Source organism: Citrobacter sedlakii NBRC 105722 (assembly GCF_000759835.1).
In the GTDB taxonomy this organism is placed as follows: Bacteria; Pseudomonadota; Gammaproteobacteria; order Enterobacterales; family Enterobacteriaceae; genus Citrobacter_A; species Citrobacter_A sedlakii.
The window spans coordinates 91,221-108,604 of record NZ_BBNB01000010.1 but is presented as its reverse complement, the minus strand read 5'-3'; the positions used below and the strand labels follow the sequence as shown (position 1 = coordinate 108,604).

Sequence of the window (17,384 nt, the reverse complement as noted above, 5' to 3'; positions counted from 1 at the left end):
TCCTTAGTTGCCGTCAAAACGAAAAACATCTTCACAAGCCTGCTGTAACGCACCGTCATTCTGAATAGTGCAGTTACGCGTCCAGCCCGTAATGCCGTTTGCGTTATCCCAGTTCGGCGTCATCGTGACGCTCAGACCGTTCAGGCTCTCCTGACCACTGAGTGATACCACGCCCTTCGCCACGCTCATTCCTGAGACATAGCGCGTTGTAGTGGGTGAGGGGATGCCGTTGCTTCCGCCATCGCAGGTGACGATGCCGCCATGTTCAAGCGCGCACAGTTCGACTGCAGTGCGGTAAGGAATAAATGTTTGCAGCATGTCCGTTAGCGCGGCCTTGCGCAGATAGTTTTGGTACGCCGGAATGCCGATGGCGCTGAGAATGGCGATAATGCCGATGACCACCATCAGTTCGATCAGGGTAAATCCACGTTGTTTATCCATTGTTCGCTCCTTGAGTCAGTGGCGGTCACTTTGGCAAACGGGATAAAGACACGCGAGCATCAAAAAGAGAAACGGGAATCAGGGTTCAGAGGAAGTTGTCAGCGTTTCATCACAGGACAAGGGATTTACGAGGCGGCTCGAGAAAAGCGCCAGACAGGCCCGGTGAGCGACAGCGTCACCGGGCAAAGAGGGTTAACGGAAACGCATCGAAAGGTCCAGCGCGCGCACGTGCTTAGTGAGCGCGCCGACGGAAATGAAATCGACACCGGTTTGCGCAAATTCGCGCAGCGTCTTGTCCGTCACGTTGCCGGAAACTTCCAGTCGCGCTTGCCCGTTGGCGCGTTTAACCGCTTCACGCATCTGCTCGGTTTCAAAATTATCCAGCATGATGATGTCTGCGCCCGCTTTCAGCGCTTCATCCAGCTCATCAAGATTTTCAACTTCGACTTCCACCGGCACATCCGGGTGCAGCCAGAAGGCTTTTTCCACCGCCTGACGAACGGATCCGGAAGCAATAATGTGGTTTTCTTTGATTAAAAAGGCATCGGAAAGGCCCAGGCGGTGATTGGCGCCGCCGCCGCATAGCACGGCGTATTTCAATGCGGTGCGCAGTCCCGGCAGCGTTTTACGTGTGTCCAGCAGTTGAGTTTTGGTCCCCGCCAGCAGTTCGACATATTTACGCACTTCGCTCGCGACGCCGGAAAGGGTTTGTACGAAGTTCAGCGCGGTACGCTCACCCGTGAGCAATACCCGGGAAGGACCGTCCAGCTCGAACAGCGGCTGATTCGCGAGAATGCTGTCGCCGTCATCGACGTGCCAGGTAACAGTGACATCATCGCCAGTCAGCTGAATAAACACTTCTTCCACCCAGCGTTTGCCACAAAAAACGCCATTTTCACGCGTGATAACGGTCGCGTGAGAGCGGGTATTTTCCGGCAAAAGTTGTGCCGTAATGTCGTTGCCGGCATCCACTTCGCCACCTAAATCTTCGCGCAGCGCCTGGGCGACAGTGGCAGGGATATCCAGATTAATGCGTTCCAACAGCGCGTCACGTCGGTAGTCAGGGTTATAACGGCGAGGCGGCATGATAAAACTCCAAATTGCTAACGAATCATAAGGTAGAAACATGCTACTCTGAAGCGGCTATAAGCACCACTCAAAAGGAGATCCTGCATGTTGTTAGACAAGGGCTGGCTGGCAGAGGCGCGGCGCGTCCCTTCTCCTCATTATGATTGCCGCCCGGATGACGATCATCCTTCTCTGCTGGTGGTGCACAATATCAGCCTGCCGCCCGGCGAATTTGGCGGCCCGTGGATCGATACGCTATTCACTGGAACAATTGATCCCACCGCTCACCCCTTTTTTGCGGAAATCGCGCATCTTCGTGTTTCCGCACATTGTCTGATTCGCCGTGACGGTGAAATCGTTCAGTATGTTCCTTTCGATAAACGCGCGTGGCACGCTGGCGTTTCCCGTTACCGGGGTCGCGAGCGGTGCAATGATTTTTCGATTGGCATTGAGCTGGAAGGCACCGATACGCTGGCCTACACCGATGCGCAGTACCAACAGCTGGCGGCCATTACGCGCACGCTGATAACGTATTACCCGGCGATTGCCGATAACATAACCGGACATTGTGATATTGCGCCTGATCGCAAGACCGATCCCGGCCCCGCTTTTGACTGGGCGAGGTTTCGCGCTCTGGTCACCCCCTCGTCAGATAAGGAGATGACATGACGCTGTTTACGACTCTACTGGTGCTGTTTGTTGAGCGCCTGTTCAAACTGGGAGAGCACTGGCAGCTCGATCACCGCCTGGAAGCGTTATTTCGGCGCATTACGCGTTTTTCGATGGCGCGTACGCTGGGGATGACGTTTATTGCGATGGCGGTCGCATTCCTGCTTTTACGCGCGCTTCAGGGGCTGTTGTTCAATGTGCCGACGATTTTGGCGTGGATCCTGCTGGGGCTGTTGTGCATTGGCGCCGGGAAAGTGCGGATGCATTACCACGCCTATCTCCAGGCGGCTTCGCGCGATGACGCCCACGCCCGTAAAGCAATGGCCAGTGAGCTCACCCTGATCCACGGCGTCCCGCCGGATTGCGATGAGCGCGAGTTTTTACGTGAACTGCAAAACGCGCTGCTGTGGATTAACTTCCGTTTCTATCTTGCGCCTCTGTTTTGGCTGATCGTCGGCGGTCAGTGGGGGCCGGTGCTGCTGATGGGCTATGCTTTTCTGCGCTCATGGCAGTCGTGGCTGGCGCGTTACCTGACGCCGCATGAGCGTTTGCAGTCGGGTATTGACGCCATTCTTCACGTGCTGGACTGGATCCCGGTGCGTCTGGCAGGCGTGGTTTACGCCTTGATCGGGCACGGAGAGAAAGCGCTTCCTGCGTGGTTTGCCTCGCTGGCCGACATGCATACCGCGCAGTACCAGGTGTTAACCCGACTGGCGCAGTTCTCGTTGGCGCGGGAACCGCATACCGATAAGGTCGAGACGCCGAAAGCGGCGGTATCGATGGCCAAGAAAACGTCGCTGGTGGTGGTAGTGGCGATCGCTTTCCTGACCATTTACGGGGCGCTGGTGTAGCGTCAGATTTTGCCGGATGGCGCTGCGCTTATCCGGTAGGGGGCGCCCGGTAAGCGTTGCGCTACCGGGCTACGTATTCAAATCGTATCCGCTGGCGGCACGCCAAAATCAGGCATCCCGTTTTCATCCCAACGAACGCGCTTCAGGCGGGTGTGACGGTTGGGATCGTAGAGCGGGTCCCCTTCAATTTCGGTGTAGTTGCGTGCGTGATACACCAGCACATCTTCTCCTTCCGGTGTTTGCGTAAAGCTATTATGGCCCGGGCCGTACTGACGGTTTTCGTGGCTGGTGGTAAAGACCGGACGCGGCGATTTGCGCCAGTTTGCCGGATTTCGCGGATCGGCATTCATATCAATCCACAGAAGCCCCATGCAGTAGTTTTCATCCGTCGCGCTGGCGGAGTAGCTGACAAACAGTTTATCGCCATGAGTGAGCGCCGCCGGGCCTTCATTGACCCAAAATCCCCGACATTCCCAGTCATATTCCGGTTTGCTGAGCATCACAGGTTCGCCTTTAATGGTCCACGGGTTTTCCATTTCGGCAAGATAGATGTTGGAGTTACCGGCGATATGCGGGGATTTTTGCGCCCACAGATACCACTGTTTTCCCTGATGATGAAAGGTAGTGGCATCGAGCGCGAACGTGTCAAACGGCGTTTTGATCTGGCCTTTTTCGTACCAGACGCCAGTGAGCGGGTCGGCATCCGCACATTCCAGCGCGTACATCCGGTGCTGGAACATCCCCAGTTTGTCGAGCGCCTGGGTATGGGCAGCGGCGAAATAGATATACCACTTACCGTTGATGCGGTGAATTTCCGGCGCCCAGATCAGCTCGCACATCGGGCCGGTTTCCGGTTTACGCCAGACGATAACCGGTTCCGCGCTGCGCAGGCCCTCCAGGGTGTTCGCCCGTCGGATTTCCAGCCGATCATATTCCGGCACCGAGGCAATAAAGTAGTAGTCGCAGCCGTCTCGCAGAATAAACGGATCGGCGCGTTGCTCAATAAAGGGGTTTGGCCAGTCTTGCATTAGGCTTTCCTTACGCTTTCAGCGGCTTTCAGTTCCTGATATTCGTTAAGCTCGCGGTAATTGGTGCGGCGCTTTTCCAGATCGTCCTGTATGTGTTTCATCAGTTCACGGTCGACTTTCAGCAGACGAACCACGCCCGCAGTAATGAGATAACCGACGCCCGGGATCACCGTAAACAGCAGTACGATGCCGTTGATTGCCGTGTCGCTCTGGGTTTTCGCGCCAGCGTCATAGCCATACCAGGAGAGCAGAAAGCCTACCATCGCCCCGGCGATCGCCAGGCCCAGCTTCAGGAAGAAGAGATTACCGGAGAAGCTGATGCCGGTGATACGTTTGCCGGTTTTCCATTCGCCGTAGTCGTCAACGTCCGCCATCAGCGACCAGTGCAGCGGCGACGGGATCTGATGCAGAATATTCAGCAGGAAATAGAGCACGACAATCAACGCGGTGGCTTTCGGGTCGAAGAAGTAAAACGCGCAAGAGAAGAGGGCCAGCGCGATGTTGGTCCAGAAGAACACTTTCAGCTTGCACCAGCGGTCGGTCAGCACTTTCGCCAGCATACTGCCGATCATCATGCCAACCACGCCCAGGCTGATAAACAGCGTGGCGAAGTGGGTGCTTTGTCCCATCACCCAGGTCACGTAGTACATGGTCGCCGCCATCCGAATGAAGCCCGGGCAGACATTGCACAGCGTCAGCAACAAAATGCGCACCCACTGATCGTTTTTCCACACGTCTTTAAAATCATTTTTCATGTCATCGTGGGTGGGAACGGCAGGGCGGACGCGTTCGCGAACGGTGGCAAAGCAGAACAGGAACATACACATGCCGATAATCGCCAGCACGGTCATCGCCATCTGGTAGCCTTTGGCTTTGTCGCCGCCACCAAACCAGTCGACCATTGGCAGCAGCGTAAGCGACAGCAGCAACGTCGCGATACCGACTAACACAAAGCGATAAGACTGGCAGGCCACGCGTTCTTTAGGATCGTTGGTGATCACGCCGCCTAACGAGCAATAGGGAATATTGATGGCGGTATAAGTGATCGACAGCAGGAAATAGGTGACAAACGCATAGATAACCTTGCTGTTATACGTCCAGTCTGGGGTGGTGAACATCAGGATACTGAACAGCGCATAGGGGAAAGCGATCCACAGCAGCCAGGGGCGGAAACGACCATATTGACTTTGGGTGCGATCGGCGATGGCGCCCATCACCGGGTCGGTGACCGCGTCAATGACGCGCACAGACAGTAACAGTACGCCCACCAATGCGGGTGCCAGACCAAAAATATCCGTATAAAAATAGTTAACAAACAACATGATGGCGCCAAAGATGATGTTACATCCGGCGTCGCCCATGCCATAACCAATCTTCTCTCGTACCGAAAGTTTACCCTTTTCCATTGAGACGTCTCCCCATCAGGTGATGGAGTGAATTATTCGTCTGCGAGTGAATAATTGCGTTGCAGGATAGCGCCGCTGATATGGACGAAATAGCTATTGGCAGGAAAGTGTGAAGCAGATAACACCCCTCACCCGGCGGGCGGGCGAGGGGAAGAGAATTAATGCGCTTTGGCGGTCTTCGCCGTTTTCTGTTTGCACAGATAACCGACGCCCAGGACCAGCAGCCATACGGGGATCAAATAGACTGAGATCGCCATTCCCGGCGTGATTAACATAATTACCAGTACCGCAGCCATAAACAGCAGGCAGACCCAGTTTCCGAGCGGATAGAGCAGAGCCGGGAAGCGCGTTTTAACGCCCTGTTGCTGTTTCGCGCGACGGAACTTGATGTGCGCCAGACTAATCATCGCCCAGTTAATGACCAGTGCGGAAACCACCAGCGCCATCAGCAGGCCGAACGCTGATTCCGGGGCCATATAGTTGATCAGTACGCACAGTGCGGTGACCAGCGCAGAAACCAGAATGGTATTGACCGGTACGCCGCGTTTGTCGACGGAAAGCAGCGCTTTTGGCGCGTTACCCTGCTGCGCAAGGCCAAACAACATTCGGCTGTTGCAGTAGACGCAACTGTTATACACCGACAGCGCCGCGGTCAGCACCACGATGTTCAGCGCATTCGCCACAAAGGTGTCGCCCAGCTCGTGGAAGATAAGGACAAATGGGCTGGTGTCGGCGGTTACGCGCGTCCACGGCAGCAGGGAAAGCAGCACTGCCAGTGAGCCAACATAGAAGATCAGAATACGGTAGATAACCTGGTTGGTCGCTTTCGGAATGCTTTGCTCCGGGTTATCGGCTTCCGCCGCGGTGATCCCCACCAGCTCAAGCCCTCCAAAGGAGAACATAATGATCGCCATCATCATGACCAGCCCGGTCCAGCCATGCGGCAGGAAGCCGCCCTGTTCCCACAGGTTGCGCACGGTAGCCTGCGGGCCGCCGTTGCCGCTGAACAGCAGCCAGCCGCCGAACAGAATCATCGCCACCACGGCGATCACTTTAATGATGGCGAACCAGAACTCCATTTCACCAAACACTTTCACGTTGGTCAGGTTGATCGCGTTGATCAGCACAAAGAAAGCCGCCGCCGAGACCCAGGTCGGGATCTCCGGATACCAGAACTGGATGTATTTACCGACGGCGGTCAGTTCCGCCATCGCGACCAGCACATACAACACCCAGTAATTCCAGCCGGAGGCAAAACCGGCAAAACTGCCCCAGTACTTATAGGCAAAGTGGCTGAACGAACCGGCAACCGGCTCCTCCACAACCATTTCCCCTAACTGACGCATGATCAGAAAAGCGATAAACCCTGCGATCGCATAACCCAGAATGATACCGGGACCGGCTGACTGGATAACGGAGGCGCTTCCCAGGAACAGGCCTGTCCCGATTGCGCCGCCCAGCGCGATTAGCTGGATATGGCGGTTTTTTAGCCCGCGCTTAAGCTGCTCGCCGTGCTGCTGACTGTCCATCATGAAACCTCGTGTGTGGTGCGCTCTTTCTGTGATGAGCGTTTATGTAGTAACGACGCAGGATGCGTGTGTAAGTTAACAATTCCGTTTGATGTATTTTTTTGTTTACAGTTGTGTTTAATGAAATATCGCCGGAACTCTTTTGTCTGGATAAGAATAATGGTATGCGCAGGCGAATGCACCTGCTTTATGAATGGTTGATGACGAGTTGCATAAAAAGAAAGCAGATGTAACAGCCCTTCGTTAATCTCACACGCCATATCTCAGCCCAACAGATTGCGTATTGATTTATTTTATTTGCATGAATATGCGAGTGAATCGGTTCAATTTGGATTTTATTTCGTTTCAATAAGGTTAAAACTGGCGCGGGGGCGGTAAATTTAACATTTGTGCATAGTTACATGTTTGAAACGTTATTTCTGTAATGTTGTTAAAATGTGCGTGGTTTCCTGATTTCAATCAAAACCTGTATGGACAGAAGGTGAATACTTTGTTACTTTAGCGTCACAGACATGAAATTGGTAAGACCAATTGACTCCGGGCAAATGGCTTAAGACAGGACATCATGGCCTACAGCAAAATCCGCCAACCAAAATTATCCGATGTGATTGAGCAACAGCTGGAGTTTTTGATTCTTGAGGGCACCTTGCGCCCCGGCGAAAAACTCCCACCGGAACGCGAACTGGCGAAACAGTTCGACGTCTCCCGTCCCTCCCTGCGTGAGGCGATCCAACGTCTCGAAGCGAAGGGCCTGTTGCTTCGTCGCCAGGGCGGCGGCACTTTTGTTCAGAGCAGCCTGTGGCAGAGCTTCAGCGACCCACTGGTAGAATTGCTCTCCGATCATCCTGAATCCCAGTTTGACCTGCTCGAGACGCGCCACGCGCTGGAAGGCATTGCGGCCTATTACGCGGCGCTGCGCAGCACGGACGAAGATAAAACGCGGATTCGCGAACTGCACCATGCGATTGAGCTGGCGCAGGAGTCGGGTGACCTGGACGCTGAGTCCGATGCGGTTCTGCAATATCAAATTGCTGTCACCGAAGCGGCACACAATGTGGTTTTGCTCCATCTGCTAAGGTGTATGGAGCCGATGTTGGCCCAGAATGTCCGGCAAAACTTCGAATTACTCTATTCGCGTCGCGAGATGCTTCCGCTGGTGAGCAGTCACCGCACCCGTATTTTCGAAGCGATCATGGCCGGTAACCCCGAGGAGGCGCGCGAAGCATCGCATCGCCACCTGGCGTTTATCGAAGAGATATTGCTGGACAGAAGCCGTGAGGAAAGTCGTCGTGAACGCGCCTTACGCCGTCTGGAACAGCGCAAGAATTAGTTTTTTCTGGCAGCTCGTTTACCAGAAGATGTTGTTAATAAAGCGCAAAAATGTGCGCGGCAACTAAACGCAGAACCTGTCTTATTAAGCTTTCCGACGAAAGTTTAATGGGACAGGTTCCAGATAACTCAACGTATTAGATAGATAAGGAATAACCCATGTCAGAACGTTTCCCAAATGACGTGGATCCGATCGAAACTCGCGACTGGCTACAGGCGATCGAATCGGTCATCCGTGAAGAAGGTGTTGAGCGCGCTCAGTATCTGATCGACCAACTGCTTTCCGAAGCCCGCAAAGGCGGCGTGAAAGTGGCGGCAGGTGCAGGGGCAAGCAATTACATCAACACTATTGCCGTTGAAGATGAACCGGAATACCCGGGCAATCTGGAGCTGGAGCGTCGTATTCGTTCTGCTATCCGCTGGAACGCCATCATGACGGTACTGCGTGCGTCTAAAAAAGACCTCGAGCTGGGCGGCCACATGGCATCCTTCCAGTCTTCCGCAACCGTATATGACGTTTGCTTCAACCACTTCTTCCGCGCCCGCAACGAGCAGGATGGCGGCGACCTGGTGTATTTCCAGGGCCACATCTCGCCGGGCGTTTACGCACGCGCATTCCTGGAAGGCCGTCTGACCGAAGAGCAGATGGATAACTTCCGTCAGGAAGTGCATGGCAACGGCCTGTCTTCCTACCCGCACCCGAAACTGATGCCGGAATTCTGGCAGTTCCCGACCGTCTCTATGGGGCTGGGTCCAATCGGCGCTATTTACCAGGCTAAATTCCTGAAATATCTGGAACACCGTGGCCTGAAAGACACCTCCAAACAGACCGTTTACGCCTTCCTGGGCGACGGTGAAATGGACGAGCCGGAATCCAAAGGCGCTATCACCATCGCGACCCGCGAAAAACTGGACAACCTGGTCTTCATCATCAACTGTAACCTGCAGCGCCTGGACGGCCCGGTCACCGGTAACGGCAAAATCGTTAACGAACTGGAAGGCATCTTCGACGGCGCGGGCTGGAACGTGATTAAAGTCATGTGGGGCGGTCGTTGGGATGAGCTGCTGCGTAAAGATACCAGCGGTAAGCTGATCCAACTGATGAACGAAACCGTTGACGGCGACTACCAGACCTTCAAATCAAAAGACGGTGCTTACGTGCGTGAGCACTTCTTCGGCAAGTATCCGGAAACCGCCGCGCTGGTGGCAGACTGGACTGATGAGCAGATCTGGGCCCTGAACCGTGGCGGTCACGATCCGAAGAAAGTCTACGCTGCACTGAAAAAAGCGCAGGAAACCAAAGGCAAAGCGACTGTCATCCTCGCCCATACCATTAAGGGTTACGGCATGGGCGACTCTGCCGAAGGTAAAAACATCGCCCACCAGGTGAAGAAAATGAACATGGACGGCGTTCGCTACGTCCGCGATCGTTTCAACGTGCCGGTATCCGATGCTGACATTGAAAAACTGCCGTACATCACCTTCCCGGAAGGTTCTGAAGAGCACAAGTACCTGCACGAACGTCGTCAGGCGCTGCACGGCTACCTGCCGAGCCGCCAGCCGAACTTCACCGAGAAGCTGGAGCTGCCGACCCTGGAAGATTTTGGCGCGCTGCTGGAAGAGCAGAACAAAGAGATCTCCACCACTATCGCTTTCGTTCGCGCCCTGAACGTGATGCTGAAGAACAAGTCGATCAAAGATCGTCTGGTTCCGATCATCGCCGACGAAGCGCGTACCTTTGGTATGGAAGGTCTCTTCCGTCAGATCGGTATTTACAGCCCGAACGGCCAGCAGTACACCCCGCAGGACCGTGAGCAGGTTGCGTACTACAAAGAAGATGAGAAAGGTCAGATCCTGCAGGAAGGTATCAACGAGCTGGGCGCAGGTTCTTCCTGGCTGGCGGCTGCGACCTCTTACAGCACTAACGATCTGCCGATGATCCCGTTCTACATCTATTACTCCATGTTCGGGTTCCAGCGTATCGGCGACCTGTGCTGGGCAGCGGGCGACCAGCAGGCGCGCGGCTTCCTGATTGGCGGTACTTCCGGTCGTACGACCCTGAACGGCGAAGGTTTGCAGCATGAAGATGGTCACAGCCATATTCAGTCTCTGACTATCCCGAACTGTATCTCTTACGATCCGGCTTACGCATACGAAGTGGCGGTCATCATGCATGACGGTCTGGAGCGCATGTACGGTGAAAAACAAGAGAACGTTTACTATTACATCACCACGCTGAACGAAAACTACCACATGCCGGCTATGCCGGAAGGCGCTGAGGAAGGTATCCGCAAAGGTATCTATAAACTCGACACCCTCGAAGGTAGCAAAGGTAAAGTTCAGCTCTTAGGCTCAGGTTCTATCCTGCGTCACGTCCGTGAAGCGGCAGAGATCCTGGCGAAAGATTACGGCGTGGGTTCTGATGTATACAGCGTGACCTCCTTCACCGAACTGGCGCGTGACGGCCAGGATTGTGAGCGCTGGAACATGCTGCACCCGCTGGAAACCCCGCGCGTACCGTACATCGCTCAGGTGATGAACGACGCACCGGCTGTCGCATCAACTGACTATATGAAACTGTTTGCTGAACAGGTTCGTACTTATGTACCGGCAGATGATTACCGCGTACTGGGTACCGACGGTTTCGGTCGCTCTGACAGCCGTGAAAACCTGCGTCATCACTTCGAAGTGGATGCGTCCTACGTGGTGGTAGCGGCACTGGGCGAACTGGCTAAACGTGGCGAAATCGATAAGAAAGTGGTTGCGGATGCAATTACCAAATTCAACATCGATGCAGAAAAAGTTAACCCGCGTCTGGCGTAAGAGGTAAAAGAATAATGGCTATCGAAATCAAAGTACCGGACATCGGGGCAGATGAAGTTGAAATCACCGAGATCCTGGTCAAGGTTGGCGACAAAGTTGAAGCTGAACAGTCGCTGATCACCGTAGAAGGCGACAAAGCCTCTATGGAAGTTCCGTCTCCGCAGGCTGGCATCGTCAAAGAGATCAAAGTCTCCGTTGGCGACAAAACCGAGACCGGCAAACTGATCATGATTTTCGATTCCGCCGACGGTGCAGCTGACGCTGCGCCTGCTCCGGCAGAAGAGAAGAAAGAAGCGGCCCCGGCGGCGCCTGCTGCAGCGGCAGCGAAAGACGTTCACGTGCCGGACATCGGCGGTGATGAAGTTGAAGTCACCGAAATCATGGTCAAAGTGGGCGACACCGTTGCGGCGGAACAGTCTCTGATCACCGTTGAAGGCGACAAAGCTTCGATGGAAGTACCGGCGCCGTTCGCAGGTACCGTGAAAGAGATTAAGATCAACACCGGTGACAAAGTGTCCACTGGCTCTCTGATCATGGTCTTCGAGGTGGCGGGTGCTGAAGGCGCTGCGGCGCCAGCAAAAGCGGAAGCGGCTCCGGCTGCGGCTGGCGGCGCGAAAGACGTTAACGTACCGGACATCGGCGGTGACGAAGTTGAAGTGACCGAAGTGATGGTCAAGGTCGGCGACAAGGTTGAAGCCGAGCAGTCCCTGATCACCGTAGAAGGTGACAAGGCTTCGATGGAAGTACCGGCGCCGTTCGCGGGTACCGTTAAAGAAATCAAAATCAGCACCGGCGACAAAGTCAAAACCGGTTCTCTGATTATGGTCTTCGAAGTGGAAGGCGCGGCACCTGCTGCGGCTCCGGCTAAGCAGGAAGCGGCAGCGCCGGCGGCGAAAGCTGAAGCCCCTGCTGCGGCGCCTGCGGCAAAAGCGGAAGGCAAATCCGAGTTCGCTGAGAACGACGCTTACGTCCATGCCACCCCGCTGATTCGCCGCCTGGCGCGCGAATTCGGCGTGAATCTGGCGAAAGTGAAGGGTACAGGCCGTAAAGGTCGTATCCTGCGCGAAGACGTTCAGGCTTACGTGAAAGACGCGGTGAAACGCGCTGAAGCTGCACCTGCTGCAGCCGCTGGCGGCGGTATCCCGGGCATGCTGCCATGGCCGAAAGTGGACTTCAGCAAGTTCGGTGAAATTGAAGAAGTGGAACTGGGCCGTATCCAGAAAATCTCTGGTGCGAACCTGAGCCGTAACTGGGTGATGATCCCGCACGTTACGCACTTCGACAAGACCGATATCACCGATCTGGAAGCGTTCCGTAAACAGCAAAACGCTGAAGCTGAAAAACGCAAACTGGACGTCAAATACACGCCGGTTGTGTTCATCATGAAAGCCGTTGCTGCTGCGCTTGAGCAGATGCCACGCTTCAACAGCTCACTGTCTGAAGACGGTCAGCGCCTGACGCTGAAGAAATACATCAACATCGGTGTTGCGGTTGATACCCCGAACGGTCTGGTGGTTCCGGTCTTTAAAGACGTGAACAAGAAGAGCGTGACTGAGCTTTCCCGTGAACTGACCACGATCTCGAAGAAAGCGCGTGACGGCAAACTGACTGCGGGCGAAATGCAGGGCGGTTGCTTCACCATCTCCAGCATCGGCGGCCTGGGCACCACCCATTTCGCGCCGATCGTCAACGCGCCGGAAGTCGCTATCCTTGGCGTTTCCAAGTCTGCGATGGAGCCGGTCTGGAACGGTAAAGAGTTTGTGCCGCGTCTGATGATGCCGATCTCTCTCTCCTTCGACCACCGTGTGATCGACGGTGCTGATGGTGCGCGTTTCATTACCATCATTAACAATATGCTGTCTGACATTCGCCGTCTGGTGATGTAAGCAAAAAAGCCGGCCCGACGGCCGGCTTTTTTCTGGTAATCTCATGTTGTCATTGGGGTTATTGGTGCTAAAGATAAATCGTTGCCGTTTTGTTGTTTCAAAATTGTTAACAATTTTGTAAAATACGGGCGGATAGAACGACCCGGTGGACGATGGGCGACAAGACCAGGGATCGCCGGAAATCAATTAAGAGGTCATGATGAGTACTGAAATCAAAACTCAGGTCGTGGTACTTGGGGCAGGCCCGGCAGGTTACTCTGCAGCCTTCCGTTGCGCTGATTTAGGTCTGGAAACCGTAATCGTAGAACGTTACAACACCCTCGGTGGTGTCTGTCTGAACGTCGGCTGTATCCCTTCTAAAGCGCTGCTGCACGTTGCGAAAGTGATCGAAGAAGCCAAAGCGCTGGCTGAACACGGTATCGTCTTCGGTGAGCCGAAAACCGATATCGACAAGATTCGTACCTGGAAAGAGAAAGTTATCACTCAGCTGACCGGTGGTCTGGCGGGTATGGCCAAAGGCCGTAAAGTGAAAGTGGTCAACGGCCTGGGTAAATTTACCGGGGCGAACACCCTGGAAGTGGAAGGTGAAAACGGCAAAACCGTAATCAACTTCGACAACGCGATCATCGCGGCGGGTTCCCGTCCGATCCAACTGCCGTTTATTCCGCATGAAGATCCACGCGTCTGGGATTCCACTGACGCTCTGGAACTGAAAACCGTTCCTAAACGCCTGCTGGTTATGGGCGGCGGTATCATCGGCCTGGAAATGGGAACCGTGTACCATGCGCTGGGTTCAGAGATTGACGTGGTTGAAATGTTCGACCAGGTGATCCCGGCGGCTGACAAAGATATCGTTAAAGTCTTCACCAAGCGCATCAGCAAGAAATTCAACCTGATGCTGGAAACCAAAGTGACTGCCGTTGAAGCGAAAGAAGACGGTATCTACGTTTCCATGGAAGGCAAAAAAGCGCCTGCTGAAGCCCAGCGTTACGACGCGGTGCTGGTAGCGATTGGCCGTGTGCCGAACGGTAAAAACCTTGACGCCGGTAAAGCGGGCGTGGAAGTGGACGACCGTGGCTTTATCCGCGTTGACAAACAGCTGCGCACTAACGTGCCGCACATCTTCGCTATCGGCGATATTGTCGGTCAGCCGATGCTGGCGCACAAAGGCGTCCATGAAGGCCATGTTGCCGCTGAAGTTATCGCCGGCAAGAAACACTACTTCGACCCGAAAGTGATTCCGTCCATCGCCTACACTGAACCAGAAGTGGCGTGGGTCGGTCTGACCGAGAAAGAAGCGAAAGAGAAAGGCATCAGCTACGAAACCGCCACCTTCCCGTGGGCTGCTTCTGGCCGTGCTATCGCTTCCGACTGCGCGGACGGCATGACCAAGCTGATTTTCGACAAAGAGTCTCATCGTGTCATTGGTGGTGCGATTGTCGGTACTAACGGCGGCGAGCTGCTGGGTGAAATCGGTCTGGCGATCGAAATGGGCTGCGACGCGGAAGACATCGCGTTGACCATCCATGCTCACCCGACGCTGCACGAATCCGTGGGGCTGGCGGCTGAGGTGTTCGAAGGCAGCATCACCGACCTGCCGAACCCGAAAGCGAAGAAGAAATAATCTTCCCGGTTCGATTGTAAGCCCGATAAGCAACGTGCCGTCGGGCAAATAAAAAGCGGCTTGTAAGCCGCTTTTTTGTGTCTGCTAGTCAACAGGCTTCCATGGTTCATCTTCACTGTATTGATTTATTGCCGTAACGCGCTTCTCCGTCTCTTTCCCTAAATCAGCCTGATACACCCGATCATCCTGATTCACCATAAAGCTCATGACCCCTGTCTCCCCCCACGAGACGGGCCAGGCCAGAAGGGCAAAACCTTTATTGTTGTCGTTGGCAATTACGCGGAACCGATAACCATGGTAACCCTCGGCGTGACGATCGGAACTGAACGCCGGGCCTAACGGGCTGGGCCTTTCGCCTGGCCGCGTTGGCCAGTAAAGCCCATCCTGCTGACCTTCGCTGCTGATCAGTCTGGTCGCGAACATCTGCTTGCGCTGCCAGTAATCATACTGGGCATCCACGTAGGCACGCATGGCCTGAATAGCCGATAGCTCATTACGGCCAATGGCGCGCGTGAGGATCTCTTCCTGCGCGGCGGCCATATCGAAATGCCATCCCGCTGCGGACCTCACGACAGGAACAGGAAGCTGCCAGCCTTCTTTCCCCACGTTCAGATGCGCAACGTTGTTGTTTTGCACCACCTGATGGCTGATTTTCCAGTCGCGGTTAAAACGCGCGACCGCTTCCGGGTCGGCGCCCTCCGGCGGGAGAAATTGCCGCCAGTTATCCCCTAAAAGCGCGGTGAGCTGCGTGTCGTTTTTACTGGCGATTGCGGAGGCGAAGGCGTTGGCCGCCTCGTCCGGCGAGGCGAAGTTCTGCTGCGCATAGCCCATCAGCGGCAGGGAGAACAGAAGGGCGCTAAACAAGATATTTTTCATTATCGGCTCCGATCAACGACGACGAAATTCATGATGCTCAGATATATGTTCACGCGCGGTGGCGCGCTGCTCATCGCTTAAGTGGCTGATACGACGGCTTTCCTGACCGCGTCGCTGCTGCGATTGCCAGTCTGGCGAACGGCTGTCGTTGCCGCTAAACACATTGGCATGATGTTGCCGGAACGTCTGGCGCTGCTCAGGCGTGGCGGAGGCGATTCGCTGACGCGCGTTGTCCCTCTGCTGTTCTGAAAGCGGGTGCTGCTGTACCTTCGTTTTACGCGCTTCACGGTGCTGTTGCTGCTGCCCAACTGTCGGTTTATGTACCGTCTGGTGATGAGCGCTGGCGCGATCCGTATCGTAGCCGCGGTAATTATTGCGCTGGGCAATCTGGTTTAACTGCTGCGAGGCGGCGTTACGCTGGACGTCACGTGAAGATGTCTGACGCTGTTGCAACTGCGCCATTGCCGCCTGGCGCTGGCTGTCACGGCTGGCTGGAGCGGGCTGCGGCGTTGCGCTTAACCCACCGCTGACGCTGGTCTGATGAAAACGCTGTGCGGTGGCGCTGTTGCGGTAGGGAACGCCGTCACGGTATGCCGGATTATGGCGCCAGGTCAGATTCTGTTCTTTCAGGTTCTGCCCGGTGATACGGTTGAAGTTGTTAACGTTAATGTTGATGTTATCGCCGTTATGCTGATAACCGTCATGATGAGAGTCACCATCATCATGATGGTGATGATCGTCATCATGGTGGTGGTCATCGTCGTCGTCCCAGTCAATATTGCTGAACAGCGCGTAAGTGGTGGCAACGCCGAGGCTGTAACCGAAGCCTCGTACAAAGCTGCTGGCGAACTGCTCTCCCGGAGGCGGCGGCAGGTAGACGGGCGGATAAGCCGTATTTGGCCAGGCGCCGTACACCGTTGTGGGGTTGTAGTTGGGTACGTAGACGACCTGCGGGTCTGCCGGTTCAATTTTAATGACCGTCGGCGTGGTCGACTGCACGTTCGTGGTCTGGGACGTTGACGAGGCCTGTGTGGCGACGTTTTTCTTTGGCGTACTGGTGACGGTTTGCTGCGGCGTGGATTTCAGTGAACCCGTCTGCTGCGCCAGTTGACGCAGTCGCTGTACCGCATCCATCACATCCTGCGGTTGCGCCAGAAAGGCGTCGCCCAGATTTTGCACCCATTCCGGGTTTTCTCCCATCAACGCCATCAGTTGCGGAAACGCCACCAGTGATTTCACGCTCGGGTCCCAGGGTTGTCCGGAAACGGCCTGAATCGCAGCATCGCCCTGCAACGTGGGATTATCACGCGACCATTGTACCGCCTGCACCACGTTTGCCGGGTAGGTGGCGGCCATTAACACCTGGGACAGCAGCGGATCGGGATACAGCGCCACGGGGGCGACCCATTGATCGATTTGCGCGGTGGTAAATGTGGGTTTCGCCACCGGCGCGGCGGGAGCAGGCGCAGACGCGGTGACAGGAACCGGCTGAGTGGGGGCTTCTGGCGTCCGGCTTTTTACATACATCACGCCAGATGCGGCGAATAACCCAGCGCTACAGACCAGCGCCAGCACGTGGGGTTTGAAGGGCAACGTCATTTTCTTACTCCCGATTCCTGAAGAAATCGCTATGGTCGAATTGCTGCCACCCGCAGGTGCAGTGTTGCGTGAGTATAAAGAGACGATAGTTTAATTTTTGACTAATCTTGGGATCGTTACAGCTGAGTGATTATTAAAATCGAAAATAATGTGTCCATTCGTAACAGTGCTTCCTGCCCTTTAAGGGATACCGAAAAGCGCATTAGACCATCCTTAACGATTCAGCCACTTTTTTATGTTGCTTTTTTGTAAACA

At 54.9% G+C, this 17,384-nt stretch carries 13 protein-coding genes; 6 read left to right on the top strand and 7 right to left on the bottom strand.

Annotated elements, in window-relative coordinates:
- Positions 1–3 precede the first annotated feature (3 nt).
- Together ppdD and nadC are read right to left on the bottom strand one after the other, a co-directional pair.
- The gene (gene ppdD / locus CSE01S_RS14825; RefSeq protein WP_042290020.1) at positions 4–441 is read right to left on the bottom strand and encodes a prepilin peptidase-dependent pilin; all 438 of its coding nucleotides are present in this window, start codon (positions 439–441) and stop codon (positions 4–6) included.
- A gap of 192 nt (positions 442–633) precedes the next feature.
- Entirely contained in the window at positions 634–1,527 is an 894-nt protein-coding gene (gene nadC, locus CSE01S_RS14820; protein ID WP_042290017.1) for a carboxylating nicotinate-nucleotide diphosphorylase, read from the bottom strand.
- An 87-nt stretch (positions 1,528–1,614) separates the two neighbouring features.
- On the opposite strand from nadC, the gene ampD reads away from it, so the two are divergent.
- The gene (gene ampD / locus CSE01S_RS14815; protein ID WP_042290014.1) at positions 1,615–2,178 is read left to right on the top strand and encodes a 1,6-anhydro-N-acetylmuramyl-L-alanine amidase AmpD; all 564 of its coding nucleotides are present in this window, start codon (positions 1,615–1,617) and stop codon (positions 2,176–2,178) included.
- A complete protein-coding gene (gene ampE / locus CSE01S_RS14810; protein WP_042290012.1) occupies positions 2,175–3,029 on the top strand; it encodes a beta-lactamase regulator AmpE in 855 nt (284 codons plus the stop codon). Before ampD ends, ampE begins: the two co-directional genes overlap by 4 nt.
- Before the next feature lie 77 nt (positions 3,030–3,106).
- On the opposite strand, the gene CSE01S_RS14805 is transcribed toward ampE, so the two are convergent.
- From CSE01S_RS14805 to aroP, 3 genes are all read right to left on the bottom strand, one after another.
- A complete protein-coding gene (locus CSE01S_RS14805) occupies positions 3,107–4,057 on the bottom strand; it encodes a glycoside hydrolase family 43 protein (RefSeq protein WP_042290009.1) in 951 nt (316 codons plus the stop codon).
- Positions 4,057–5,463 (bottom strand): glycoside-pentoside-hexuronide (GPH):cation symporter, encoded by a 1,407-nt coding sequence (locus CSE01S_RS14800; RefSeq protein ID WP_042290006.1) that lies wholly within the window; start codon positions 5,461–5,463, stop codon positions 4,057–4,059. The genes CSE01S_RS14805 and CSE01S_RS14800 overlap by 1 nt, the downstream gene beginning before the upstream one ends.
- A 158-nt stretch (positions 5,464–5,621) precedes the next feature.
- The gene (gene aroP / locus CSE01S_RS14795) at positions 5,622–6,995 is read right to left on the bottom strand and encodes an aromatic amino acid transporter AroP (RefSeq protein WP_120714903.1); all 1,374 of its coding nucleotides are present in this window, start codon (positions 6,993–6,995) and stop codon (positions 5,622–5,624) included.
- 562 nt (positions 6,996–7,557) lie between these two features.
- On the opposite strand from aroP, the gene pdhR reads away from it, so the two are divergent.
- The 4 genes from pdhR (at position 7,558) to lpdA (ending at position 14,654) form a co-directional block, all read left to right on the top strand.
- Positions 7,558–8,322, top strand: coding sequence for a pyruvate dehydrogenase complex transcriptional repressor PdhR (gene pdhR, locus CSE01S_RS14790; protein ID WP_042290003.1), 765 nt, complete (start codon positions 7,558–7,560; stop codon positions 8,320–8,322).
- Between the two features lie 158 nt (positions 8,323–8,480).
- Positions 8,481–11,144 carry a pyruvate dehydrogenase (acetyl-transferring), homodimeric type gene (aceE, locus tag CSE01S_RS14785; RefSeq protein WP_042290001.1) on the top strand — a complete coding sequence of 888 codons (2,664 nt, stop codon included), beginning with the start codon at positions 8,481–8,483 and terminating at the stop codon, positions 11,142–11,144.
- 14 nt (positions 11,145–11,158) lie between these two features.
- Entirely contained in the window at positions 11,159–13,030 is a 1,872-nt protein-coding gene (gene aceF / locus CSE01S_RS14780; protein WP_042289999.1) for a pyruvate dehydrogenase complex dihydrolipoyllysine-residue acetyltransferase, read from the top strand.
- Between the two features lie 199 nt (positions 13,031–13,229).
- Positions 13,230–14,654 (top strand): dihydrolipoyl dehydrogenase, encoded by a 1,425-nt coding sequence (lpdA, locus tag CSE01S_RS14775; RefSeq protein WP_042290330.1) that lies wholly within the window; start codon positions 13,230–13,232, stop codon positions 14,652–14,654.
- A gap of 84 nt (positions 14,655–14,738) precedes the next feature.
- Here the strand turns inward: lpdA and CSE01S_RS14770 are convergent, their stop codons facing one another.
- The gene (locus tag CSE01S_RS14770) at positions 14,739–15,530 is read right to left on the bottom strand and encodes a DUF2950 family protein (protein ID WP_042289997.1); all 792 of its coding nucleotides are present in this window, start codon (positions 15,528–15,530) and stop codon (positions 14,739–14,741) included.
- Positions 15,531–15,542: 12 nt separating this feature from the next.
- Positions 15,543–17,129 (bottom strand): DUF3300 domain-containing protein, encoded by a 1,587-nt coding sequence (locus CSE01S_RS14765; RefSeq protein ID WP_042289995.1) that lies wholly within the window; start codon positions 17,127–17,129, stop codon positions 15,543–15,545.
- Positions 17,130–17,384: the final 255 nt, after the last annotated feature.

Excerpts from the sequence above, each read along its gene's own strand:
- ppdD (WP_042290020.1), bottom strand. The coding sequence starts at position 441 with ATGGATAAACAACGTGGATTTACCCTGATCGAACTGATGGTGGTCATC.
- nadC (WP_042290017.1), bottom strand. The coding sequence starts at position 1,527 with ATGCCGCCTCGCCGTTATAACCCTGACTACCGACGTGACGCGCTGTTG.
- ampD (WP_042290014.1), top strand. The coding sequence starts at position 1,615 with ATGTTGTTAGACAAGGGCTGGCTGGCAGAGGCGCGGCGCGTCCCTTCT.
- ampE (WP_042290012.1), top strand. The coding sequence starts at position 2,175 with ATGACGCTGTTTACGACTCTACTGGTGCTGTTTGTTGAGCGCCTGTTC.
- CSE01S_RS14805 (WP_042290009.1), bottom strand. The coding sequence starts at position 4,057 with ATGCAAGACTGGCCAAACCCCTTTATTGAGCAACGCGCCGATCCGTTT.
- CSE01S_RS14800 (WP_042290006.1), bottom strand. The coding sequence starts at position 5,463 with ATGGAAAAGGGTAAACTTTCGGTACGAGAGAAGATTGGTTATGGCATG.
- aroP (WP_120714903.1), bottom strand. The coding sequence starts at position 6,995 with ATGATGGACAGTCAGCAGCACGGCGAGCAGCTTAAGCGCGGGCTAAAA.
- pdhR (WP_042290003.1), top strand. The coding sequence starts at position 7,558 with ATGGCCTACAGCAAAATCCGCCAACCAAAATTATCCGATGTGATTGAG.
- aceE (WP_042290001.1), top strand. The coding sequence starts at position 8,481 with ATGTCAGAACGTTTCCCAAATGACGTGGATCCGATCGAAACTCGCGAC.
- aceF (WP_042289999.1), top strand. The coding sequence starts at position 11,159 with ATGGCTATCGAAATCAAAGTACCGGACATCGGGGCAGATGAAGTTGAA.
- lpdA (WP_042290330.1), top strand. The coding sequence starts at position 13,230 with ATGAGTACTGAAATCAAAACTCAGGTCGTGGTACTTGGGGCAGGCCCG.
- CSE01S_RS14770 (WP_042289997.1), bottom strand. The coding sequence starts at position 15,530 with ATGAAAAATATCTTGTTTAGCGCCCTTCTGTTCTCCCTGCCGCTGATG.
- CSE01S_RS14765 (WP_042289995.1), bottom strand. The coding sequence starts at position 17,129 with ATGACGTTGCCCTTCAAACCCCACGTGCTGGCGCTGGTCTGTAGCGCT.